The organism is Ruegeria sp. CE8 (genome assembly GCF_056537465.1).
In genome coordinates, this window is sequence record NZ_JBQFRP010000014.1 from 115,220 (window position 1) to 137,286 (window position 22,067).

General features: G+C 55.9%; 33 protein-coding genes and 1 pseudogene. 1 reads left to right on the plus strand and 33 read right to left on the minus strand.

Translation table 11 applies throughout. The features are described from left to right. Positions 1 to 43: 43 nt before the first annotated feature. From ACR0AA_RS20110 to ACR0AA_RS20120, 3 genes are all read right to left on the minus strand, one after another. Positions 44 to 886, minus strand: a complete 843-nt coding sequence (locus ACR0AA_RS20110) for a hypothetical protein (protein WP_480757005.1) — start codon at positions 884 to 886, stop codon at positions 44 to 46. A gap of 186 nt (positions 887 to 1,072) precedes the next feature. Then, a complete protein-coding gene (locus ACR0AA_RS20115; RefSeq protein WP_480757007.1) occupies positions 1,073 to 1,288 on the minus strand; it encodes a DUF1127 domain-containing protein in 216 nt (71 codons plus the stop codon). A gap of 153 nt (positions 1,289 to 1,441) precedes the next feature. Further along, positions 1,442 to 1,864: a GFA family protein gene (locus ACR0AA_RS20120; RefSeq protein ID WP_480757009.1), complete on the minus strand. Its 423-nt coding sequence runs from the start codon at positions 1,862 to 1,864 to the stop codon at positions 1,442 to 1,444. Positions 1,865 to 2,135: 271 nt separating this feature from the next. Between ACR0AA_RS20120 and ACR0AA_RS20125 the strand changes: the two genes are divergently transcribed. Continuing rightward, complete coding sequence (locus ACR0AA_RS20125; protein WP_480757011.1) at positions 2,136 to 3,128, plus strand: glycosyltransferase; 993 nt, start codon at positions 2,136 to 2,138, stop codon at positions 3,126 to 3,128. An 85-nt stretch (positions 3,129 to 3,213) separates the two neighbouring features. On the opposite strand, the gene rpmD is transcribed toward ACR0AA_RS20125, so the two are convergent. From rpmD to ACR0AA_RS20275, 30 genes and pseudogenes are all read right to left on the minus strand, one after another. Beyond that, a complete protein-coding gene (gene rpmD, locus ACR0AA_RS20130; protein ID WP_074736195.1) occupies positions 3,214 to 3,402 on the minus strand; it encodes a 50S ribosomal protein L30 in 189 nt (62 codons plus the stop codon). Positions 3,403 to 3,414: 12 nt separating this feature from the next. Next, the gene (gene rpsE / locus ACR0AA_RS20135; RefSeq protein ID WP_155148691.1) at positions 3,415 to 3,984 is read right to left on the minus strand and encodes a 30S ribosomal protein S5; all 570 of its coding nucleotides are present in this window, start codon (positions 3,982 to 3,984) and stop codon (positions 3,415 to 3,417) included. A 116-nt stretch (positions 3,985 to 4,100) separates the two neighbouring features. Then, positions 4,101 to 4,460: a 50S ribosomal protein L18 gene (rplR, locus tag ACR0AA_RS20140; RefSeq protein ID WP_010437103.1), complete on the minus strand. Its 360-nt coding sequence runs from the start codon at positions 4,458 to 4,460 to the stop codon at positions 4,101 to 4,103. Between the two features lie 11 nt (positions 4,461 to 4,471). Next, positions 4,472 to 5,005: a 50S ribosomal protein L6 gene (gene rplF / locus ACR0AA_RS20145; RefSeq protein WP_475228290.1), complete on the minus strand. Its 534-nt coding sequence runs from the start codon at positions 5,003 to 5,005 to the stop codon at positions 4,472 to 4,474. An 11-nt stretch (positions 5,006 to 5,016) separates the two neighbouring features. Further along, positions 5,017 to 5,409, minus strand: a complete 393-nt coding sequence (gene rpsH / locus ACR0AA_RS20150; protein WP_155148687.1) for a 30S ribosomal protein S8 — start codon at positions 5,407 to 5,409, stop codon at positions 5,017 to 5,019. Between the two features lie 13 nt (positions 5,410 to 5,422). Then, entirely contained in the window at positions 5,423 to 5,728 is a 306-nt protein-coding gene (rpsN, locus tag ACR0AA_RS20155) for a 30S ribosomal protein S14 (protein ID WP_068340744.1), read from the minus strand. Positions 5,729 to 5,747: 19 nt separating this feature from the next. Further along, entirely contained in the window at positions 5,748 to 6,308 is a 561-nt protein-coding gene (gene rplE / locus ACR0AA_RS20160) for a 50S ribosomal protein L5 (protein ID WP_170334098.1), read from the minus strand. Beyond that, positions 6,301 to 6,612: a 50S ribosomal protein L24 gene (rplX, locus tag ACR0AA_RS20165; protein ID WP_155148683.1), complete on the minus strand. Its 312-nt coding sequence runs from the start codon at positions 6,610 to 6,612 to the stop codon at positions 6,301 to 6,303. Before rplX ends, rplE begins: the two co-directional genes overlap by 8 nt. Positions 6,613 to 6,614: 2 nt before the next feature. Then, positions 6,615 to 6,983: a 50S ribosomal protein L14 gene (gene rplN / locus ACR0AA_RS20170; RefSeq protein ID WP_008757934.1), complete on the minus strand. Its 369-nt coding sequence runs from the start codon at positions 6,981 to 6,983 to the stop codon at positions 6,615 to 6,617. Between the two features lie 76 nt (positions 6,984 to 7,059). Beyond that, on the minus strand, positions 7,060 to 7,290 hold the full coding sequence (gene rpsQ, locus ACR0AA_RS20175; protein ID WP_170495397.1) for a 30S ribosomal protein S17: 231 nt from the start codon (positions 7,288 to 7,290) through the stop codon (positions 7,060 to 7,062). Positions 7,291 to 7,294: 4 nt separating this feature from the next. Beyond that, positions 7,295 to 7,501, minus strand: a complete 207-nt coding sequence (gene rpmC / locus ACR0AA_RS20180; RefSeq protein WP_010437082.1) for a 50S ribosomal protein L29 — start codon at positions 7,499 to 7,501, stop codon at positions 7,295 to 7,297. 156 nt (positions 7,502 to 7,657) lie between these two features. Then, positions 7,658 to 8,173, minus strand: coding sequence for a hypothetical protein (locus tag ACR0AA_RS20185; RefSeq protein WP_480665806.1), 516 nt, complete (start codon positions 8,171 to 8,173; stop codon positions 7,658 to 7,660). Positions 8,174 to 8,317: 144 nt separating this feature from the next. Further along, positions 8,318 to 8,938, minus strand: a complete 621-nt coding sequence (locus ACR0AA_RS20190; RefSeq protein WP_480665807.1) for a 2OG-Fe(II) oxygenase family protein — start codon at positions 8,936 to 8,938, stop codon at positions 8,318 to 8,320. A gap of 50 nt (positions 8,939 to 8,988) precedes the next feature. Beyond that, positions 8,989 to 9,537: an amino acid synthesis family protein gene (locus ACR0AA_RS20195; RefSeq protein WP_480757016.1), complete on the minus strand. Its 549-nt coding sequence runs from the start codon at positions 9,535 to 9,537 to the stop codon at positions 8,989 to 8,991. A 144-nt stretch (positions 9,538 to 9,681) separates the two neighbouring features. Further along, a complete protein-coding gene (gene rplP, locus ACR0AA_RS20200; protein WP_085823145.1) occupies positions 9,682 to 10,095 on the minus strand; it encodes a 50S ribosomal protein L16 in 414 nt (137 codons plus the stop codon). A gap of 12 nt (positions 10,096 to 10,107) precedes the next feature. Then, complete coding sequence (rpsC, locus tag ACR0AA_RS20205; protein ID WP_008758042.1) at positions 10,108 to 10,818, minus strand: 30S ribosomal protein S3; 711 nt, start codon at positions 10,816 to 10,818, stop codon at positions 10,108 to 10,110. Further along, entirely contained in the window at positions 10,818 to 11,198 is a 381-nt protein-coding gene (gene rplV / locus ACR0AA_RS20210) for a 50S ribosomal protein L22 (protein WP_039538267.1), read from the minus strand. The genes rpsC and rplV overlap by 1 nt, the downstream gene beginning before the upstream one ends. Positions 11,199 to 11,201: 3 nt before the next feature. Then, entirely contained in the window at positions 11,202 to 11,480 is a 279-nt protein-coding gene (gene rpsS / locus ACR0AA_RS20215) for a 30S ribosomal protein S19 (RefSeq protein WP_005980699.1), read from the minus strand. Between the two features lie 3 nt (positions 11,481 to 11,483). Next, entirely contained in the window at positions 11,484 to 12,326 is an 843-nt protein-coding gene (gene rplB, locus ACR0AA_RS20220) for a 50S ribosomal protein L2 (protein ID WP_008757664.1), read from the minus strand. A 253-nt stretch (positions 12,327 to 12,579) separates the two neighbouring features. Continuing rightward, positions 12,580 to 13,374 (minus strand): hypothetical protein, encoded by a 795-nt coding sequence (locus tag ACR0AA_RS20225; RefSeq protein ID WP_480757019.1) that lies wholly within the window; start codon positions 13,372 to 13,374, stop codon positions 12,580 to 12,582. A 302-nt stretch (positions 13,375 to 13,676) separates the two neighbouring features. Next, positions 13,677 to 14,381: a hypothetical protein gene (locus ACR0AA_RS20230; protein ID WP_480757022.1), complete on the minus strand. Its 705-nt coding sequence runs from the start codon at positions 14,379 to 14,381 to the stop codon at positions 13,677 to 13,679. A gap of 1 nt (position 14,382) precedes the next feature. Then, positions 14,383 to 16,299: a DUF3604 domain-containing protein gene (locus tag ACR0AA_RS20235; protein WP_480757024.1), complete on the minus strand. Its 1,917-nt coding sequence runs from the start codon at positions 16,297 to 16,299 to the stop codon at positions 14,383 to 14,385. Positions 16,300 to 16,441: 142 nt separating this feature from the next. Further along, positions 16,442 to 16,738 (minus strand): 50S ribosomal protein L23, encoded by a 297-nt coding sequence (locus tag ACR0AA_RS20240; RefSeq protein ID WP_009176651.1) that lies wholly within the window; start codon positions 16,736 to 16,738, stop codon positions 16,442 to 16,444. After that, positions 16,735 to 17,352 (minus strand): 50S ribosomal protein L4, encoded by a 618-nt coding sequence (gene rplD / locus ACR0AA_RS20245; protein ID WP_155148664.1) that lies wholly within the window; start codon positions 17,350 to 17,352, stop codon positions 16,735 to 16,737. The genes ACR0AA_RS20240 and rplD overlap by 4 nt, the downstream gene beginning before the upstream one ends. Further along, positions 17,349 to 18,074, minus strand: a complete 726-nt coding sequence (rplC, locus tag ACR0AA_RS20250) for a 50S ribosomal protein L3 (RefSeq protein WP_170351686.1) — start codon at positions 18,072 to 18,074, stop codon at positions 17,349 to 17,351. Before rplC ends, rplD begins: the two co-directional genes overlap by 4 nt. An 18-nt stretch (positions 18,075 to 18,092) precedes the next feature. After that, positions 18,093 to 18,407, minus strand: a complete 315-nt coding sequence (rpsJ, locus tag ACR0AA_RS20255; RefSeq protein ID WP_008756422.1) for a 30S ribosomal protein S10 — start codon at positions 18,405 to 18,407, stop codon at positions 18,093 to 18,095. 822 nt (positions 18,408 to 19,229) lie between these two features. Further along, positions 19,230 to 19,973, minus strand: a complete 744-nt coding sequence (locus ACR0AA_RS20260) for an FkbM family methyltransferase (RefSeq protein WP_480665813.1) — start codon at positions 19,971 to 19,973, stop codon at positions 19,230 to 19,232. Positions 19,974 to 20,244: 271 nt separating this feature from the next. Then, positions 20,245 to 20,417, minus strand: a pseudogene (locus tag ACR0AA_RS20265) (EF-Tu C-terminal domain-related protein); the annotation flags it as partial. Continuing rightward, positions 20,413 to 21,657: a cation:proton antiporter domain-containing protein gene (locus tag ACR0AA_RS20270; protein WP_480665814.1), complete on the minus strand. Its 1,245-nt coding sequence runs from the start codon at positions 21,655 to 21,657 to the stop codon at positions 20,413 to 20,415. The gene ACR0AA_RS20270 and the pseudogene ACR0AA_RS20265, both read right to left, overlap by 5 nt. Positions 21,658 to 21,957: 300 nt before the next feature. Beyond that, positions 21,958 to 22,067 (minus strand): EF-Tu C-terminal domain-related protein (locus tag ACR0AA_RS20275; RefSeq protein ID WP_480567056.1); only part of this gene is annotated, 110 nt, incomplete at its 5' end.

Below are 22,067 nucleotides of genomic sequence, written 5' to 3' on the forward strand. Positions count from 1 at the left end.
CGATACAGCTTTGCGACCCGGTATGCAAGTTTTGATATCCGACCTATTGCGCCGCGGCCGGAGCGCCATGTGGGAAAATTGGGGCTTCTCGCGGGTCTATTTCATGTTTTGCCAGCAATTTCCCAATCAGGCTGTCCTCATGCGGAACTCCATCGTACCTGTTGGCAAGTATCGACCGCATCCGGCGACCATAGAAATGGATGGAAACCGTATCTTCCTTGAAGAAACGGGACAAACTCACATTTGGACGCGCCAAAGCCCTTCGGCGCGTGAAATTCACCGGGTAAAACACGTGTTCGGGCAGCGCAAAACGGATCTCATTTGTCTGATGTAACGCCCAAGTAATGGCCTTAGGTCCCCAAACGCCCCAATACGTTTCCGGTACGTTGACGGGCCGTCCAGCCTCCTGAGCTTCCAGCAGCGGATGCTTCTGCCGCTTGGGCAACCACGGGGGTATACGGAACGGGTCACTCGTGTACTCATTCAGCAACCCCAGAGTTTCACTATCCTCTGGCAACCCCAAAACCCCGATCGCGACCTCACCTTCAAGGTAGCCGTAGTAGTGACCGTTCTGTGTTGAGAACGGTTTTACACAATAGGCGTCGGTGTCCGCCCAAATGAGGCCCGGCTCAGCCGCCAGCATACGATACCGGAACTTGTCGGAATGCGGCGCGGGGCTGCCTGTGCGACCGTGCGTCACGAATTCGCTGTCAGGCAGAACGTCACGCGCGTCGCAGCGCTCAACGCCATCAGGAATGTTTGTAACATCTCCGTAGGTATAGAGTCGAACCAGCTGACCAGCATCCAAAAAAGACTTTATGCACAGCTGTTCCAGAAAGCTCAGCGGGCCATCCACCCAAAGCATCCCGATCTGTTGATCTTGCACGTCGCCCGGCCTTTTTTCGTTCAGTTCGATGCGGCCGGATCCGGCTGCCCTATTGGCACATGACCGATTTCGCATTCGCTCGCAACAGTTCCATGAACGTTTCGAAGCGGCTGTGTCGCGCGCACAACCCGGACGAAAAAAAGGCGCCGAATTGGCGCCTCTGTTTCGGGTCGTCTTTAACTGCGCTTACGCTTTGTAAACGTGCTCACGAGCGATGTCCGCAATATCACAGCGACGAATTCCGATGTCATCAAGCTCACGATTGGTGAGCCGCTGAAGCTCGGCATAGGTGCGATGATACTCAATCGCCTGTGCGCGGGTTTCCCGGATGCCTTCGATCAGGTTTGCAATGCGGGCGCTCAGGTTAAAGCCACCATGTGTTTGTGTTGCTGTATGTGCCATATCAACTTCCTTTCTGAACCGAGGCGTATTCCCCGGTGATTGCTTTCTTGTTCCTTGGTTGGACAAGCGTCAGATAGGCGCGCTTGATATCGCTAACAACGCAGATTTTGGTCTAGCCGCCATGCGTTTTGGGAATGGCGGAGCCTGTATGGCTCAGTAATCCCTCAAATCGTCTGGCGCATTCAGCAGCGTGCCATGGTATTTCGGGAGGTCGTCGTTCATCTGAAGCCATGGAAGCTTACTTTCGTAGTTCACATGGAAAGTTGGCGTGAACTCTGTGGGATCTTCCATCGACGCGGCATAAAGGTGCATACCCCCGGGATAGTGATCCGCCTCAAAGCCCATTGGTGACCCGCATTTCTCACAAAAATGCCGATGCACTCCTTTTGAGCTCTCGAGAGTCTTGGGTGGATGCCCCAGCCAGCGGAAGTTCTTTAAAGGAACACCAAGCCACGCGACCACCGGAGCAGCACAGTTGCGCCGGCAATCATCACAATGACAATAGCACGCCCAGTTGACCTCTCCTTCGTAGACCCATCGGGTCTGCCCGCATAGGCACTGCCCACAGGTTGCCATGTTTCCCTCCGTTTGACTGCGTGGTTGCCGTGTGCATCCAGGCTTGGTCCCTCATCGGCGGACGTCTTTCCCAATACACCAGGCGCAGTTTGCCCGGTCTTGTTTGAGGCTCCACCTCAAACGCGACGCACTGGCCACAAGAGCGGCGACGGAGGTCGCTCTGCGCCCTGGTTCGCGAACGCGTCTCACTTGAAGCAGGCCATTGCTTGAATATTGTACTTCTACAGCCTACCAGCAGCTCTGCTGCTCTCGTCCGAAAGGTGTCAGACTCTTGAAGTTGTTTCTCTCTCTGCCCAAACCGCCTGACGCCTTTCCAAACGACCGGTCCTGGCATTCGCAACTGGCGCATAACACTTATTGGGGCCTGAAGAACCGGACATCATGGCCGATTGAAGTCGTGCCCTGGAACAGCCCTGTCGACCTCAATCAAGGCGAATACCTTCTCACATGTCTGCCCAACCAAAACTATCACCAGACGGACAAGATAATCGGCCTCGAAAACGACACGATGCTGCAAAGCCGTTGGGAAAGCGGCGAAGTTACACATTTCGGGCAGACGTTTAGAATCGATGACATACGCCCTCTGGAGGGTTTGTTTTCAGGAAAGGCTGGCGCATTTTTCCTCACAAATGACGTAGCCATAAATCGCGTTCAGAACGGCGACCCAGACGCAATTGCCCGTATCGAAAGGCTCACCGAGCAGTTCGACGGCAACTTTGCCTATGGGCCCCATCTTGTCGATAAATCCGAGTTTAAACAGGTCATAGGACAACTGAATCGCCGGAACATGCGCATGTTGATCCTGGATCGCGGGTGGCGCAAAAACTCGACTCTGCTGCTGAATTACATGGCGGAGACCGGCTGGCGCACGCGTTGGCGCGCGCGCCGTACCAAGTGGCTGGACAAAAGCACGGCAAGCCGGGAAATCGCGACGCTCAAACGTTTTGGGATGGTCGCCTCCCTTTCAACCTCGGAAAGTGGGCCGGTCAATCTGCTTGAATGCCTGCATCGCGGTTGCGTCGTCGTTGGGCATTCCGACTGGTGGGATGGTTATGGATTTGAGGAAACAGTCATTTCGTATGACCCGGCGCAGCGCGATGCCAACATCGCAAAACTGCAATATCTTCTGAATCCCAAAAACGCAGAAGAAATCACCGCCAAGCGCGACGCGGTTCTGGCGTATCATAACGCGCGGCAAGACAATGAATGGGGCACGTATTCCGAACGCCTTATCGAGATTATCGAACGCGCAACACAGCTTTGACACCCGTAATAAAGCGAGACGCCCCGGCCATTTCTGACCGGGGCGTCGTGATTTTCCCGAAGTCGGGCTAAAGCCTAAAAGTGGCTTAGCCGCGCTCTTCGATGATCTCAACCAGATGCGGGATCTTGTTGACCATGCCGCGGACCGAAGGCGTATCCTCCAGCTCACGGGTGCGGTGCATCTTGTTCAGGCCCAGACCGATCAGGGTTGCGCGCTGTTCGGCGGGGCGACGGATCGGAGAACCGATCTGCTTTACGACGATGGTTTTTGCCATGGTTCGCTCTCCTTACGCTTCTGCTTCAGCAGCAGCCGGTGCTTCGTCCCGCTTGGGCAGGATGTCGGCAACCTTTTTGCCACGACGTGCGGCAACCGAACGCGGGCTCTGCTCTTTCTGCAGGCCGTTGATGGTGGCGCGGATCATGTTGTACGGGTTCTGCGAGCCCAGCGACTTGGAAACAACGTCCTTAACGCCCAGCATTTCGAACACAGCACGCATCGGACCACCGGCGATGATACCAGTACCTTCAGGTGCAGTGCGCATAACCACTTTACCGGCGCCGTGACGGCCCTCGATATCGTGGTGCAGGGTCCGACCTTCGCGCAGTTGCACGCGGATCATCTGACGCTTGGCTTGTTCAGTCGCTTTACGGATAGCTTCAGGTACTTCTTTCGCTTTACCTTTGCCAAAGCCGACGCGGCCTTTCTGATCGCCGACAACCACCAGAGCGGCGAAGCCAAAGCGCTTACCACCTTTTACGGTTTTCGACACACGGTTGATTGCGACCAGACGATCTGCAAATTCCGGTGCTTCTTCACGGTCGCGGCCACGGCCCCGACGGTTTTCACGTTCTGCCATTTGGCATCCCTTTTCTCATGTGGCGCTCTCGGCGCCGTTTTCTTCAATCCAAGTGAGCCCCGACTAACGCCAGGGCCCCCGGATCATCGGGGCGGATCGAAACCCGCCCGCAGGTCTTAGATCTTCAGACCACCTTCACGCGCAGCGTCGGCGACAGCCTTCACTTTGCCGTGGAACAGGAAGCCACCACGATCGAAATAGGCCTCTTCGACGCCTGCCTTCTTGGCACGCTCGGCGATGGCCGCGCCCACTTTGGTGGCCGCTTCGACGTTGTTCTTGCCAACAACACCCAGATCTTTTTCCAGGGTCGAGGCAGATGCCAGGGTCACGCCACGTACGTCGTCGATCAGCTGAACGCTGATGTTCTTGTTCGAACGGTGTACGGACAGACGCGGACGACCCGCGTTGACCTTGCGAAGTTTGTTCCGAACGCGCAGGCGGCGCTTCAGAAACAGGGTTCTTTTGCTGTTTGCCATTGTCTGCGTCCTTACTTCTTCTTGCCTTCCTTGCGGAAGATGAACTCGCCCTTATAGCGGATGCCCTTGCCTTTGTACGGCTCGGGACGGCGCCACTCGCGGATTTTGGCCGCGACTTCGCCCACCTGCTGCTGGTCGATACCTTCCACAACGATCTCGGTCTGCTTCGGCGCGGTGATGGTGACACCTTCCGGAGCAGTGAAATCAACGTCGTGGCTGTAGCCCAGGTTCAGCTTCAGGGTGTTGCCCTGCATCTGTGCCCGGTAACCAACACCCTGGATCTCCAGCTCTTTTTTGAAGCCTTCAGTCACACCGGTTACCAGATTGGCAACCATGGTGCGGCTCATGCCCCACTGCTGACGCGCACGCTTGGACGAACCACGCGGATCAATTTTGACCACGTTGTCTTCGACCGACAGGGTCACATCGTCAGTGGCGGTGAAGCTACGGGTGCCTTTCGGACCTTTGACTTCGATGGTCTGACCCGACACAGAGGCGGAAACGCCGCTGGGCAGCTCGACCGGTTTTTTACCAATACGAGACATTGCAGACCTCCTTAGAAGACGGTGCAGAGCACTTCGCCACCAACATTGTTGGAGCGAGCGTTTGCGTCCGACATCACACCTTTCGGAGTGCTGACAATCGACACACCCAGACCCTGACGGACCTGCGGGATGTCATTGACGCCCATGTACACGCGACGACCGGGCTTCGAGACCCGCTTCAGTTCGCGAATAACAGGGGTGCCTTCGTAGTACTTCAGGCTGATTTCGATGGCCGGATGACCGTTTTCACCGGTCGTGTTTTCGTAGCCACGGATGTAACCTTCGTCCGCCAGCACGTCCAGAACCCAACCGCGCAGCTTGGAAGCCGGGGTGGAAACGGTGGACTTGCCGCGCATTTGCGCGTTGCGGATACGGGTGAGCATATCGCCGATAGGATCATTCATATCTATGTCTCCCTTACCAGCTCGATTTCACCATGCCGGGGATCTGACCAGCAGAACCCAGCTCGCGCAGCGCGATACGGCTGACCTTCAGCTTACGGTAGTAAGCGTGGGGACGACCGGTCAGCTGACAGCGGTTGTGCAGACGGGTAGCCGAGCTGTTGCGCGGCAGTTTCGCCAGTTTCAGACGCGCTTTGAAGCGCTCTTCCATCGGGCGGCTCTCGTCATTCGCGATTTCTTTCAGCTCGGCACGCTTTGCGGCATATTTGGCCACCAGGCGTTCGCGCTTCTTCTCGCGTTCGATCATTGCTTTTTTAGCCATGTCTCAATCCTCCCGGCGCTTACGCGTTGAACGGCATGTTGAAAGCTTTCAACAGTGCCTTTGCTTCAGCGTCGGTTTTCGCTGTGGTGGCAATTACGATGTCCATGCCCCAGACTTCGTCGACTTTGTCGAAGTCGATTTCCGGGAACACGATGTGCTCTTTCATGCCCATGGCAAAGTTGCCCTGACCATCGAAAGACGGCTTAACACCGCGGAAGTCACGAACACGCGGCATCGCGATGGTGATCAGGCGATCCAGGAATTCGTACATCCGGTCACCGCGCAGGGTCACTTTCGCACCCAGCGGCATATCTTCACGGACGCGGAAACCCGCGATCGACTTTTTCGCCTTGGTCGCAACGGCCTGTTGACCAGCAATTGCAGTCAGATCCTCGACAGCAGCTTTCGCTTTCTTAGAGTCTTTGACGGCCTCAGCACCACAACCGATGTTCAGAACGATTTTTTCCAGCTTGGGCAGCTGCATGTCGTTCTTGTAGCCGAACTCTTCTTTCAGAGCGGCACGGATGGTTTCAGCGTACTGAGCTTTCAGACGCGGGGTGTAGGTTGCGTTATCAAGCATCGATCACATCCCCTGTGGTCTTGGCGAAGCGAACCTTCTTGTCGCCTTCCATGCGGAAGCCAACGCGGGTTGCTTTGCCGTTCTTGTCCAGCAGAGCCAGGTTCGACAGCTCGATCGGATTTGCCTGAGGCAGGCGACCACCCTGGCTGTTCTGGGTCTGACGGGTGTGACGGATGGCGATATTGATGCCATCGACAACAGCTTTACCGGCTTTCGGGTCAACCGAGGAAATGGTTCCCTCTTTGCCCTTGTCCTTGCCGGCCAGCACGACGACCTTGTCGCCTTTGCGGAGTTTAGCAGCCATGATTACAGCACCTCCGGAGCCAGCGAGATGATTTTCATGAAGTTCTTGCCGCGCAGTTCGCGAACAACGGGGCCAAAGATACGGGTACCTACGGGCTCGTTGTTGTTGTTCAGGATGACGGCGGCGTTGCGATCGAAACGGATCGCGGTGCCGTCTTCGCGACGGACTTCTTTGGCGGTGCGTACGACGACGGCCTTGCGGACGTCACCTTTCTTTACGCGGCCGCGTGGGATGGCTTCCTTCACCGAGACGACAATGATGTCGCCAACGGAGGCGTATTTACGCTTGGAACCACCCAGGACCTTGATGCACTGAACTCGGCGAGCGCCGGAGTTGTCAGCGACATCCAGATTGGTCTGCATCTGGATCATGTGGTTTCTCCCGACCTGTGGGGGCTGGTCTCGTTAGATCCCCCAGGGTTTCGACAAATGGAAAAATCCCGGAAGCTTACGCTTCCAGAACTTCCCAACGTTTCGTCTTCGATTTCGGCGCGCATTCGATGATACGTACAGTGTCGCCGACCTTGAAGGCGTTCTTTTCGTCGTGAGCCCGGTACTTCTTGGACTTACGAACGGTTTTGTGCAGCAGCGGGTGCTTGAAACGGCGCTCGACCAGAACGGTTACGGTCTGTTCGTTTGCGTCGCTTGTTACAGTGCCGGACAGGATACGCTTGGGCATCAGATTACTCCTCGGATGCCGCAGCAGCGGCCTTTTCGTTCAGAATGGTTTTGACGCGGGCAGCATTGCGGCGGGCCGCTTTGATGCCGGCGGTGTTTTCCAGCTGACCGGTTGCCTGTTGAAAGCGCAGGTTAAAGCTTTCTTTCTTCAGGTTGGCCAGTTCCTCGCGGAGCTGGTCCGGGGTCTTGTCACGCAGTTCTTGGGCGTTCATCGCCTTTTTCCTTTGCTCAAAACACCAGAAGGCCCCCTGACAGGGTCACCTTGGACCTGGTGGATGAATGATAGACATACGAATCGCCCGACAACGCCGGGAGATCGCAGGATGCCGCCGTATAAGGGTTTGGCGGGTGGGTGGCAAGGGAAAGATTTAGCCTTGTATATTCGCACCAATATCGCCGTCATCATGACGCGGCCGATACGCCAGCCCGAATGGAATTGTAATGAATGTCGCGATCAGGGCTACAGCGGTGGCGCTAAACCAAAAACTAACGCTTCCAAACACTGGCAGAAAGTAACGCTTGTCCATGGGCGCACCAATGACGTCGAGGAGATCAATCGGCAATCCGGCGGATTGGGCCAAAAGGTAGCTGACAGCTGCTTCGAATAAGAAAGCCAAACTGAAAACAGCCGCGACAGTTGGCAATTGGAAACCCCAAAGAGGTTTCTTTTCAACCTCGGGTAATTGCATCAGTTGAACGCGTGCCACACGGCCCAGAAAGATCGGCGCTAACGCGGCAAGTCTTAAAACCATCCCTAAATAGGCCGGCTTACTCGCCACAGACAAATAAAGCAGGACGGCTGCCCAAGCTAAGAAAACTGCAAAAATATAGTGAATTACTGCCTTTGACATTTTATCGATGATCCTTCCGATCTTTATGGGCATATTAGCTGCCTTCAACTGGATCAGTCACAACCCAAGTTTGCAGTTTAGCCCATAGGATCAATTCATGCGGAAGTCACTGTTATCAATGCAGCTTGTTCATCTATGACAAACAGAGGGGAATTGCGTGCAGGCAAAAACAACGCTTCACTCCCATTTGTAATTAAAACTCACCGAAATCCGCTCTTCTTCGGCCATGTTCATCGGCACTTCGTGGCGCAACCAGCTTTCCCACAGCAGGACGTCCCCCACCTGTGGCTTCATATAGATGAACGGCTGTAAATCTCGCCGACCACCCTTGATCCGCGTCGGTGCCGCCATCATGCGGCCTGAGCGGGGGTCTTCCAGTTTCAGCGCGCTGGCCCCTTCGGGCATCGCCACATAGGTCGTGCCCGAGATTACGCTGTGCGGATGCAGGTGGCTGGAGTGCATTCCGCCCTCGGGCAGAATATTAATCCATAGGTCCTCGAGCTTCAGCTCCCCCTCGCCCAGATCGAACTCCAGATCTTTGGCAAAGGCCGCCACGTGTTGATCCAGCGCCTTGACCAGATCGGCGAAGATCGGGAAACGCCAGGGCAGATCGGTCAGTGAGGCATAGCTAGTGTAACCGGGATAACCGTTCTCCTCACACCATTCCTGCCCGGCCTCATCATCCTCGGCGATGACAAGGCAGGAGCTTTCCAATTCCTCTGTGTCGATCTTGGGATCGAACTCGGACAAAGCTGCGCGGTAAAGACGGGTTACGAAGAGTGATTCAATCTGTGCCATGGGCCGGGCATAACCCAGCCCCATCGACAAGGCCAGCCCATGTTGGCGGGTTACGTCTTGATAGGCCCTTTGCCGCAGCGCGGTATCGGGCGACCCCCATCCGCATAGGCGAGGCACAGCACGATCTCATCCGGTTTTGGTGCATCGGGAATGTTCAGCGTCATTGTGTCGAAATGGTCGAACGACCACGGGTTGTCCTTGTGCCCAAGCGGCAGATCAATAGCACAACCCGGTGCGCCCAGCTTGGCATTCGAGGGGATTACAGCCTCACCGCCACCAGCCGCGGTACGCATCGGAGCGCCAAGTTTTGGATGGATAACCGCCCCGCCCTGCTCAAGGTCGCCGTTCACACCAACAATCGCTGCCTTCCCGTACGAGGTTGGCTCACCGTCCAACTGTTCGATGGCTTCTCTGGCGAGTTCTTCACCAAGCAAAGCCCCGATCTCAAACAACTCTGAGAGGTCTTCTGTATAAGTGCCAGCAAGAGGGTTTCGAACCACCGCCAATGCGGCGACACGGCTGATAGGGGCGCAAGGCTGCCCCAGTTGATCTGTGGTGATCACTTCCTTGACGAACACCTTCTTTCGCAGTCGTACCATGATAGCCTCCCGATTTTTTCGCTGTCAGCCTAGGTGCGCTCTACCGTCGCGTCGAACTAATTTGCGGCCCCAATCAAAACGAAAACCCCCGCCGGTTTCCCGACGGGGGTCGTTCTTGTCACGAACGGGGTTACCCCCAATCGCTTACCAGTCTTCGCGAACCACGACGCGAGTCTTGATCGGCAGCTTCATCGCGGCCAGGCGCAGGGCCTCGCGGGCGATGTCGTCATTGACGCCGTCGATCTCGAACATCACGCGGCCAGGCTTGACCTTGCATGCCCAGCGGTCGACCGAACCTTTACCTTTACCCATACGAACTTCGATCGGCTTTGCAGTGACCGGAGTGTCGGGGAAGATGCGGATCCAGACACGACCCTGACGCTTCATGTGACGCGTCATGGCACGACGTGCAGCTTCGATCTGGCGTGCAGTTACACGCTCAGGCTCAAGAGCTTTCAGGCCGTAGGTGCCAAAGTTCAGATCAGAGCCGCCCTTGGCTTCGCCCTTGATCCGGCCTTTGTGCATCTTACGGAATTTAGTACGCTTTGGTTGAAGCATATCTTTCCCTCCTTAGCGACGACCGCCACCAGCACCACGAGGTGCAGGGCCGTCCTGGAGTTCCTGTGCTTTACGGTCACGTGCCTGCGGATCGTGCTCCATGATCTCACCTTTGAAGATCCAGACCTTGATCCCGATGATCCCGTAGGGGGTCATCGCTTCGGCATGTGCGTAATCGATGTCGGCACGCAGGGTGTGCAGAGGCACGCGGCCTTCGCGGTACCACTCGGTCCGTGCGATTTCGGCGCCGCCCAGACGACCAGCGACGTTCACCCGGATACCCAGGGCGCCCATGCGCATGGCGTTCTGAACCGACCGCTTCATCGCGCGGCGGAACGAGACGCGGCGCTCCAGCTGCTGAGCGATGGACTCGGCAACCAGCTGCGCGTCAAGTTCGGGCTTGCGCACTTCGACGATGTTCAGGTGCAATTCGCTGTCGGTCATCCGCGCAAGCTTTTTGCGCAGAACTTCGATGTCCGCACCTTTCTTGCCGATGATGACACCGGGACGTGCTGTGTGGATCGTAACGCGGCACTTCTTGTGCGGACGTTCGATGATCACACGGGCAACACCGGCCTGCTTGCACTCTTTGTTGATGAACTCACGGATCTTGAGGTCTTCCAGCAGAAGATCACCGTAGTCCTTGGTGTCGGCGTACCAGCGGCTGTCCCAGGTGCGGTTGACCTGCAGGCGCATGCCGATCGGATTTACTTTATGACCCATTAGGCTTGCTCCTCAACTTGACGCACCTTGATGGTGATCTCCGAGAACGGCTTCATGATCTTGCCGAAACGGCCACGGGCACGCGGGCGACCGCGCTTCATGACCAGGTTCTTGCCAACCCATGCTTCGGCGACGATCAGCTCGTCAACGTCCAGGTTGTGGTTGTTTTCGGCATTCGCGATTGCGGACTGCAGGCACTTCTTGACGTCCTGCGCGACACGCTTGTTCGAGAAAGTCAGGTCGGTCAGAGCCTTCTCAACTTTCTTGCCGCGGATCATTTGCGCAACCAGGTTCAGTTTCTGCGGGCTGGTGCGAAGCATGCGGGTTTTCGCCATTGCTTCGTTTTCAGCCACGCGGCGGGGGTTCTTTTCCTTGCCCATGACTTACTTCCGCTTCGCTTTTTTGTCTGCGGCGTGGCCATAATAGGTACGGGTCGGCGAGTATTCACCGAACTTCTGACCGATCATGTCTTCCGAGACGTTTACCGGGATATGCTTCTGGCCGTTGTACACACCAAAGGTCAGACCCACGAACTGGGGCAGAATGGTGGAACGACGCGACCAGATTTTGATGACTTCGTTGCGGCCCGACTCGCGCGCTGCTTCGGCTTTTTTCAGCACGTAAGCATCGACGAAAGGACCCTTCCAAACAGAGCGAGACATGGATTAACGTCCCTTCTTCTTGGCGTGCCGCGAGCGGATGATCAGCTTCTGGGACGCTTTGTTCTTGTTGCGGGTACGCTTACCCTTAGTGTCCTTACCCCACGGCGTAACCGGTGTACGGCCACCCGAGGTACGACCTTCACCACCACCATGCGGGTGATCGATCGGGTTCATTGCAACACCACGAACCGACGGACGAACGCCTTTGTGGCGCATACGACCGGCTTTACCGAGGTTCTGGTTCGAGTTGTCGGGGTTGGACACGGCACCAACGGTGGCCATGCATTCCTGACGGACCATGCGCAGCTCGCCCGAGCTCAGACGGATCTGAGCGTAGCCGCCATCGCGACCAACGAACTGAGCGTAAGTACCGGCCGCACGTGCGATCTGACCGCCTTTACCAGGCTTCATCTCGATGTTGTGGACGATGGTACCGATCGGCATGCCCGAGAACGGCATTGCGTTGCCCGGCTTGATGTCGGCCTTGGCGGATGCCACGACTTTGTCACCAACAGCCAGACGCTGCGGAGCCAGGATATATGCCTGCTCGCCGTCTTCGTATTTTACCAGTGCGATGAATGCGGTCCGGTTCGGGTCATATTCGATCCGCTCGACGGTTGCCGCGACATCAAATTTGTTCCGTTTGAAGTCAACGATCCGGTAGAGACGCTTTGCGCCACCGCCGCGGCGGCGTGAAGTGATCCGTCCGGTGTTGTTCCGGCCGCCCGATTTGGTCAAACCCTCAGTGAGAGACTTGACCGGACGTCCTTTCCAAAGCTCCGAACGGTCGATCAGCACCAGCCCGCGCTGGCCCGGCGTCGTCGGCTTGTACGACTTGAGTGCCATGCTTTCTGTCTTCCGTTTAGCAAGTGCAGGGAGTTTCCCCGCTATGTGATAGGCCCCCGTAGGTGCCAAGGGTATAGGGCCCCGAAGGTCCCCGGTTACAAATATCAGAGGCCCCGGAACGAATCCGAGGCCGCAAGATTGGGAGCGTTTAGCAGTGTTGGGGGTGGGTGTCTATAGGAACTTTGAAGCTTCTTGGCTGGTCGCTAATCCGACAGCGATGGGAAACGAGCGATCACGCGCTTTATTCGGTCAGTCAGGGCAGAAAGGTACTCTTAATCTTTGGGACAAACCCTTTGGAAGCCTTGCAAGCGCGATCTACTATGCCTGAGACACCGTGAAAGGTTCCATTTTCAATTGCTTCGCACCATGCTGCATTTCTCAACCCGCAATATCCAATGACCGGCAGCAATATTAACGTCAGTAGAGCGCACAGCAAAAATGCGAAATAGACTGCGATACGTCGAATGATGCGTAATTTTGGTTTGAAGCCGCTCGAATCAAGATAGGAAAGCGGAGTTATGCATAGCTTCAAAACTCTACCCAAAGGGATTGTATTGCTGCGATAGAGCTCGAGGTATTCTATACGCCCCTTTAAATCAGTGATGGGGCGCACACTACTTTGATCCCCGTGAATACTCTCTAAAACCTCTTCATCAGTGAGTTTCAAATTCCGAACTTCAAAAGCAGAAGCCACAAGTGAAAGATCCGGGTTTATAGGTGCCGATGCAAACATTTCGATGTAACACATTACTCCCGGTGAGAGCCTGTAGTACATTGGCCACCAAAATAGAGCATAGCGTGGGACCTTCTGGGCTGAGTCAGAACTATCCTTCGCAAACCCGAACCCTTCGAGTTTCGGAATCAACTCAAACTCAACTTTTTTACAAATCGGCCCGAATGAAGGCCAGTCTCGCAGACGAGCATTGTCGGTAGACATAAATTTTAATTCCAAGTCTCTCATTTCATAAATTGGACCGAACACGCCCGATAGTCTGTTTTCTTGACTTAAATATGGCCGTGCAAACAAACCCATGGTGCCTTTTGTCATCAACTAATGCGCACCGACGATTAATTCTATCCAAAAACAGGTCCGATCAGAGACCGTTAGACACTCCGATGGTGCCACCCTTTTCTTCGGTCACACTTGCTTACCTAATTGCTTTTAGTCACGCACCAAACTACGGAGCCAAGGCCGAAGGCCGCCGCGCCAGCGACTGCCCGTCCCGCCGGGCTGGCGCTTTGGGGCCGTTTGCGCCTCGGTTTGAGTTCGGATGTATGTGTCACAATAAAGTGCACTGATCTGTCGTAGTAGCGCCATCCCACGGGCAGTCGCTGGCGCGGCTTGTGCTCTTATCCAAGGGACCGCCTGCGGCACAGCGGTTCGGACTCCACCGCGATCCTCTGCTTGAGCTTGATATGGCCCAGCACCTCGCGAAAGGCGCGGTGTTTGGGTTTGCCTTCCAGATAATCCGCCAGTTTGAGCAGGTTGATCGGGTGCTTCGCAATCAACGCCTCGATCCGTTGCACCGCGTCGTCCAGCTCATAGTGATCCACGTACTGACAAGCCACCTGCGTAGGCGTCAGCAGGCAGTAGTCCTGCGGGCGTTTGTCAGTGTAGCGCGTGATGTCAAAGGGCGACGCGCCAAGAGCGTGGAACTTGGGGATGTGCACGCGCATGTCGGCCTGCGGATGCTCCAACACTGCGCCGGAAATCTGACGAAACCCCAGCGGGCCGAGCTTGCCGACCACGTGCTTGCGCATTGCCGGAGACACCATGTCCACATCCGCCCGGTCGTATTTCAGATCATCAAAAACCGACAATAGCCCCAGAGTTTCATCCGCAATCTGGAAATAGGGCTCGGCGCTAAACGCGCGCATCTGTTCGATCACCTGCGCGCGCGCTGCTTCGGTTTCCTGGGCAGGTTCAGCCCCAATGGGCTGCTCGGCCCGGCCAGAAAACAGTCTCAGAATACGCTGCACCAAGGACCCGTTTTTGGCTTCAGAGCGCCGCCTGGTTTCTCGGTCATCGGGCTTACCGGGGCGTCCTTTTGACAACTCAGTTTCCGCTCGTGTACCAGATTGGCGAGGTGTAGGCCCGGTCTTGAACGGTTGGCGGAACGGCCTCGGGCAGTGGAACTCCGTAAAACGCCGCGTCATAGGTTGTCCATCTGGGCTTGGGGATTTCGATGACACGCACGTAGTAGAACGCATCCTCGGCCGGGTCGAATTCGGGGTCTTGCCAATGGCCCGCCAACGCGGTCGCGCCAATTGAGTTGGTGTAGGTGGCTGTTTCAACATCAACCGTGTTTCCGACCGGCGCGCGTGCACGCCCATCCTCATCGATTTCCCGACCGTCTGACACGGCGACGTCATAGATGCGTTCGTGCGATTTGCCTTCGGCATCCAGCCAACCTTTGATGACCTGAATCCGATCCAGATTTGCGCCGTCAGGGTCGCGCACGGCCCGGATCAGAAAACTCGGCGTGCCGCCCTCAGGAGCGCTGGTCAGATCGCCCCCCATCGGCACGCCATTCTGGTATCCGTTGGAAACAAAGTCCGAAGCGTTCAGGTCCGCTTCTTCAAACTCCCAGCCGCCGAACACACGCACGCGAATACGGCTGCCGGTGGTTGCATAAGCCTCTTTCCGGGTGATGGCCCCAAAGACTTCGGTCCGCGTGTTTTCCCGAGCCCAAACCGCTGTCAGCCCGGCAGCCGACTCTTGCGCGGTTATGATCCGCAACGCCGGGTCTTCGGCCGGGATCACATCGATGTTGTGGCGATTGGCCGAGGGTTCGGTGTGCTGGTACTTGCCGAAGTAATTATCCTCTCTGGTCGTTGGAATAGCCGTATGAGCATCGGTTGTTCCGTAGAGACCGAATTTGTAGGGATTGACGCCAATCTCACGCCCCAACTCCAGACCAACCTTCAGGGCAGACCGCGCGTATTCATACCGCAACATCTCTGGCGTTTTGGCAGCCGTGCCCGAAAGATTGGCGACGTCCCAGCTCTCGAAATCCGCGAACTCGTCATCCGGCGAAAGGCTCGGATGGGTTTCCTCATCGCCCTTAATCTGCGTCATTTCGTGCATCGGCTCCCAACGGATCCGCTGCGTTGCGTATTCAGCGTCCATGGGCGAACCATCAAACTTGTTTTTGCTGAACATCAACCCGTTCGACATGTTGGCATTGTGGGGCACCGCGATGGCTTGCCCTCCGGTGCTTGCCTCGTATCCCTCAAGATACTCCCACAGCATCTGTGGGTCCGGCGCTTCGAAGAATGTAAGCGGCTTTGTTTGGCTGGTTTTGTCCGCACCGTCACCGAACAAGATCACGCGGTGCAGGTTGTCGCCCTTAGGGGTAAAGGTCCATTCGAAGCCGCTCAGCGCAGTAAACTGCCCCGGCTCGTTATACTGATCCACCGCCTCGACGATTTCCAGCCAAAGGTCCCCATCCAGATTCAGACCAGCCGTTGGATCGCGGCCCTGAACGGTGCCAATGTCGATGATTTCCGCAAAAGCCGACATTCGGGCCTCCTGCCCTTCCCGGAACTGATCATGTATGCGTTTGCCCCATTCATCCTGCAGCAGCCGCGGGTTCGACGTTCGGATCGCCGTCGCCAGACCAAGCATTTCGGCATGTTCTGTGATCGCCAGGAAATCCAACGGGCGGATAAGTTGCACTGGCTGACCGGTGTTTGAGATGATCTTGTCACCGCGGGCAATGCGGAACGCGTCGTGAATGGTCAGAGAAGTGCCGATCAGCCCGGCATCAAATGAGATCTCGGTATGAAAGTGCAGATCACCGAACAAAACGGTGTCCGGGTACGAGCGCCCCACAAAGGGCGAGTACGTTTCTTCCAGACCCACTGCCTCGGGATCGACGGATCCTTCGAAAGCATGCGCACCGAAGGACATGAAACCGGCCACCATTGCGCTGGCACAAACGAAACCTTGCTGTCGCGATAAAACGAACATCTCTAATCCCCCAATCCAGGCATTCAAAGATCAGAATACCATAACCGGGTGAGAAAACCACCGCCCCCCAAAACGTCGGGTCCAGAAACGAAAAACCCCCGCTTTCGCGGGGGTTTTCATCTATTTCCAAAGACGGGTCCGATCAGAGACCGGTGGAAACGTCGATGGTGTTACCCTCTTCCAGGGTGACGTATGCTTTTTTGACGTCCTTCCGCTTGCCCAGTTGGCCGCGGAACCGCTTGACCTTGCCTTTGGTCACGGTGGTGTTCACCGCTTTGACCTTCACACCAAACAGCGCCTCAACGGCCTCTTTGATCTGCGGCTTGTTGCTGTCGATCGCCACTTCAAAGACAACCGCGCCGTTTTCGGACGCCATGGTCGACTTTTCGGTGATGATCGGCTTGCGGATCACGTCGTAGTGTTCTGCCTTCGCGCTCATTTCAGACGAGCCTCCAGTGCTTCGACAGCCGCTTTGGTGAGCACCAGGGTGTCACGCTTGAGGATGTCATAAACGTTTGCACCCATCGACGGCAGGATATCCAGACCTTCGATGTTGCGCGACGCCTTCAGGAAACCTTCGTTCACGGTCGCGCCGTCGATGACCAGAGCGCGTTTCCAGCCCAGGTTTGCAACCTGTTTGGCCAGAGCGGCAGTCTTGCCTTCGGCTTCGGCGTTCTCGATCACAACCAGTTCACCTGCTTTGGCTTTTGCCGACAGAGCGTGGCGCAGGCCAAGCTTGCGGAACTTTTTCGGCAGGTCGTGGCCGTGCGAACGAGGGGTCGGGCCCTTGTAGATACCACCCTTGCGGAAGATCGGCGCGTTACGGTCACCATGGCGTGCGCCACCAGTGCCCTTCTGGCGATAGATCTTCTTGGTCGAGTAGCTGGTTTCCGAGCGGGTCTTGACCTTGTGGGTGCCAGCCTGCGCGTTGTTGCGCTGCCAACGGACCACACGGTGCAGGATGTCCGCGCGCGGCTCGAGACCGAACAGATCGGCGTTCAGCTCGATGTCGCCGGCTTTGCCGCCGTCCAGTTTGATTACATCAAGTTTCATGCTTCACCACCTTCCGCGGGAGCTTCTTCCGCAGGTGCTTCGGTTGCAGCCGATTTCACAGCAGCCGGGAAAGGCAGGCCTTCCGGTGCTTTCTTCTTCACGGCGTCCTTGACTGTAACCCAGCCCGATTTCGGTCCGGGAACGGCGCCTTTGATGAAGACCAGACCACGGTCGGCGTCGGTTTTGACGACTTCCAGGTTCTGGGTGGTAACACGGGCAGCACCCATGTGACCGGCCATCTTCTTGCCTTTGAACACCTTGCCCGGATCCTGACACTGACCGGTCGAACCGTGCGAACGGTGGCTGATCGAAACACCGTGCGAAGCGCGCAGACCACCGAAGTTGTGGCGCTTCATTGCACCGGCAAAGCCTTTACCGATCGAGGTACCCGAAACGTCAACTTTCTGACCTTCCAGGAAGTGTTCTGCCGAAATCTCGGCGCCCACTTCGATCAGGCCATCTTCGGAGACGCGGAACTCGGCCAGCTTACGCTTGGGCTCGACCTTGGCAGCGGCGTAGTGACCGCGCATGGCCTTCGAGGTGCGTTTTGCCTTGGCAGCACCGGCACCCAGCTGAACGGCGGTGTAGCCGTCTTTGTCAGCGGTGCGCTGTGCAACGACCTGCAGGTTGTCCAGGTGAAGTACGGTCACAGGAATCTGCTTGCCGTCTTCCATGAACAGGCGGGTCATGCCGACTTTTTTTGCGATAATACCAGAGCGCATAATCAATACCCTCCGATCTTACGACTGCAGCTTGATCTCGACGTCCACACCAGCAGCGAGGTCGAGCTTCATCAGCGCGTCAACGGTCTGGGGGGTCGGATCAACGATGTCCAAGAGACGCTTGTGAGTGCGGATCTCGAACTGGTCGCGGGATTTCTTGTCAACGTGAGGGCCACGGAGAACCGTGAACTTCTCAATCTTGTTCGGCAGCGGGATCGGGCCGCGCACGTTCGCGCCGGTCCGCTTGGCAGTGTTGACGATCTCTTGCGTGCTGGCATCCAGAACGCGATAGTCAAATGCCTTCAGCCGAATACGGATGTTTTGGCTTTGCATATTAACAGCCTTTTATCAGGCGTTGAGGTTGAGAGGAGGACAGACGCGCATCGCCAACCCTCTTCGAACCCAAAAGGCGGGAATCTCCCCGCCTTGATGTTCTTGTTGAGAACTCGCGCGTATTAGTGGGGTTGGCGGGGTTTGGCAAGGGTGTATTTCTTACCTTTTCCCAAAGCGACGACATAACCACGATTGAACAGAGGTGGCTGTTCTAAGCGAGCAGAGATCGTGTCAAAATCATTCTGGCAGTTTTGGTCATTTTTGATACCCGGCATTGCGGAATCCCATCTCGTTTCCATTTTCTCCCACGATTTAATGGGTATAACTCGGGGCGTGCCTTTCGGTCGCTTTGGCATAGTCGAGACTTTCGCCCAGATTTCACTGCGGTATTACCGTTTGCGATTGGGTCATACTTGGCAGCGATATTCTACTTCAGACGACACAACACAACGGCAGTTCCCCAAGAAGTCATTTACTGTTCGAAGAAAATCGGAGGTGTAGTGCTACTTCTGACTTTTCTGTTCTTTGCACTGTCAGGAGCGTGGTTCGGCCTAATACAAGCACCCGGTTGGATGATCATCATTGTCCTTTTTGGGCCAGGGTTGGCAGCCACGGTTTTGTTCTGGATTACGTTTCCGAACGCCATTCGATTAATTGCCGTTGGAAAAGCCATAGTTGAAAAGCGTAGGCAAGAACAAAAGCCCCCCGAGGGACGGCCTTTTACTGTTCAACGGGGCGGGCTCTCCTTGCCCCTGCAGAGCAACGACCGCCTACCAGTCGGTAAGTTGCCTTATGCCGTGATTTTCGTCTCAGCGCTGCGACCTAGCGCCTCCTCTTTGCCATGCGCGAAAGCTTCAAATCCCGATAGTCGAACAAAGCGCTGTCAAAAGGCGCAAAAATCGCGTCGCAATCGGTTGCTTGCGGTGACGGAAGCCGAATGAACTCGTGCAACTCAAACCCATGACCGGCCATAACCGAGACGAAATCACTGAACTTATAGCCGCCGCGGTAACGGCGGCGAATTGAAACTTCGGACAAGACGAAGGCGCAGTTTTTCAACAATTCTGAGGCGCCCCGAATGACTTCGATTTCGTAACCCTCCGCATCAATTTTCAAACCGAATGGCCCTTCGTAGTTTGACGCAACCTCGTCAAGAGTCTTCACCGGCACCTGCCGTTCTTCGATTTTTGACATCTGCGCTGTGGCGGATTCTTCGAATTCCAGCATGGTCGCGCGTGTCCCCATCAACCGGGTACCAACCGTTGGGATACGCAGCGTTGTCAGCCCGCCCTCCGCCCCGACACCGCAGGCATGAAAGTCGAAGTCGATTTTGCCCGACCAGTTTCTTCGAAGCTTTGTTTCGTATTCTGCAATCGGTTCGATCAAAACGAACTTGGCGTCGGGGAATGCCTCATACAGATGCGCGGTTCCACCGGCGACCCCAACATCAATGACGGTTCGGACGTCAAAACCTAGACTGCGGATGTATTTGCCTGTCTCTTTGTTCGGCAGAACCTCATAGCTGCGCTTCAAACGCCTGGACAGCCTTTGTACGATTTCGTGCATTGTAAAGAATTCCCTGAACGTTCGCTTCAGAGTGGATCGACTGAGATATTTATGAGCACTTTTTTGGACAATGCAACTTGCAAAACTCACCGCAGCTATAGCCCTACCCAAACTACAAAACGGCCCAATGAACGCCTGTTCGGGTAGTTTGCGTCGGTGTGGTTGTCGATCGCAGATTTCACCAGCCCTCGTCTCACTATGGCCTGGGAGAGGGTTAACAAAAAAGGGCGCCCTTTTGGGTGCCCTTTCTGTCGGTATTCGCGGGAGCGACTTACTCGATGATTTTCGAGACAACGCTGCCCCCGACGATGCGGCCGCCTTCGCGGATCGCGAAGCGCAGAGCGTTTTCCATCGCGATCGGGGCGATCAATTCAACACCGAGCGGCACCATGTCTCTAGGCTGACTATCTCAGTGCCCTCGGCCGGGGCCACGGTGCCGCTAATCTTCAGACGCGGCAGACGGCGCATACCGGGGTGAAATGACCTTGTCGTAAAACAAAAAAGACAGCGGAGTCAGCACCATCGACAAGGCAACGACAATAATCAGAGTATTCGCCAGATCAGCATTCAATACATGCGTAGCGACCGAAAAAGACAACAGCACAAACCCGAACTCTCCGGCCTGCGCCATCCCCAGCGCAAACAGCCAATTGCCTGCGCCGGAAATGCCAAACAATCGGCCCAGAGCGAAAAGAACCACTGCCTTGATGATCATCACACCAAGGGTCAGCGCGACAACCAGACCGATGTGATCAACCATCAATCTGAAGTTCACCGAGGCCCCGACGCTGACAAAAAACAACCCAAGAAACAGCCCCTTGAACGGAGTGATCTCTTTTTCCAGTGCATTGCGATACTCGCTGTTGGCCAACACCACACCTGCAATGAACGCGCCCAATGCCGGGGTCAGACCAACGGCCATCATCAACACGGCAACCCCGACGACAATGGTAAGCGCCATACCTGTGAACAGCTCAGGCAGATTGGCGGATTCGACATACCGGAACACTGGTCCGATCAGATAAGACCCGCCGACAATGACCAGTGTGATCGAACCAAGCGTGACAAGCGCTCTCAACCATCCGGGCAGGCCCTGCACAAGATTCAACGAATGCCCGGTGCTTGTCGTGGGTCCGTGACTAACAGAGCTGCCCCCCATCGCGGCAAGGTCGGGCAGCGCCAAAAGCGGCAACATCGCGAGAATTGGGATCACGGCGATGTCCTGCATCAACAAGACCGAAAAGCTGGATTGCCCGCCACTGCCCATGAGCAAACCTTTTTCGTGCAGTGTCTGAAGCACGATGGCTGTGGACGACAATGAAAAGATCAGTCCGATAGCCAGCGCCACCTGCCATTGTTGGCCAAGTGCCATCACCGGCGCCATAATCGCCAGGGTCGTGCAAAGCAGTTGCAGCCCGCCTAGCCCCAATAGCCTGCGCCGCAAGTCCCAGAGCTTCTTTGGCGCCAGTTCCAACCCGATCAGAAACAGCATCATGACAACGCCAAATTCTGCGAACTGCTCCATGCTAACGACATCGACATTCAGCGCAGTCAGGACAGGACCAAGAAGCATGCCGGCAATGAGGAAACCCAGAACTGACCCGAGCCCAAGCCACACGGCAATCGGGACAATGGCGATGCCTGACCCAAGAAGAATAAAAGAAAGAAGAAGGTAGTCTTCCATGAATTAATGGATTTGAACCAAAGTTTGAACCAAAGTTTGCATCAAACAAGCTCCTCAAAAGCGGATCAGGTCAAGTGATGAAACAGCATACCGTTACTCCGGACAGCCGTCGAGACAACCAGAAAACTCACGAGTTCGGTGATCTGCGATTTCAAAAAAGCGGCGTGGAGTGCCGGACAATTTCAAACAACCAAAAAAGGGGCATTTTCGGAGTTAGGAGAACGCAAAAAAGGCCGCCCCCAAGGGAGCGGCCTTCTTTAGTTTCAACGCTATGTCGGGTCGAAACCCGACTTACCGTGATTACTCGATGATTTTCGAGACGACGCCGGCGCCGACGGTGCGGCCGCCTTCGCGGATGGCGAAACGCAGGCCGTCTTCCATCGCGATCGGAGCGATCAGCTCGACGGTGA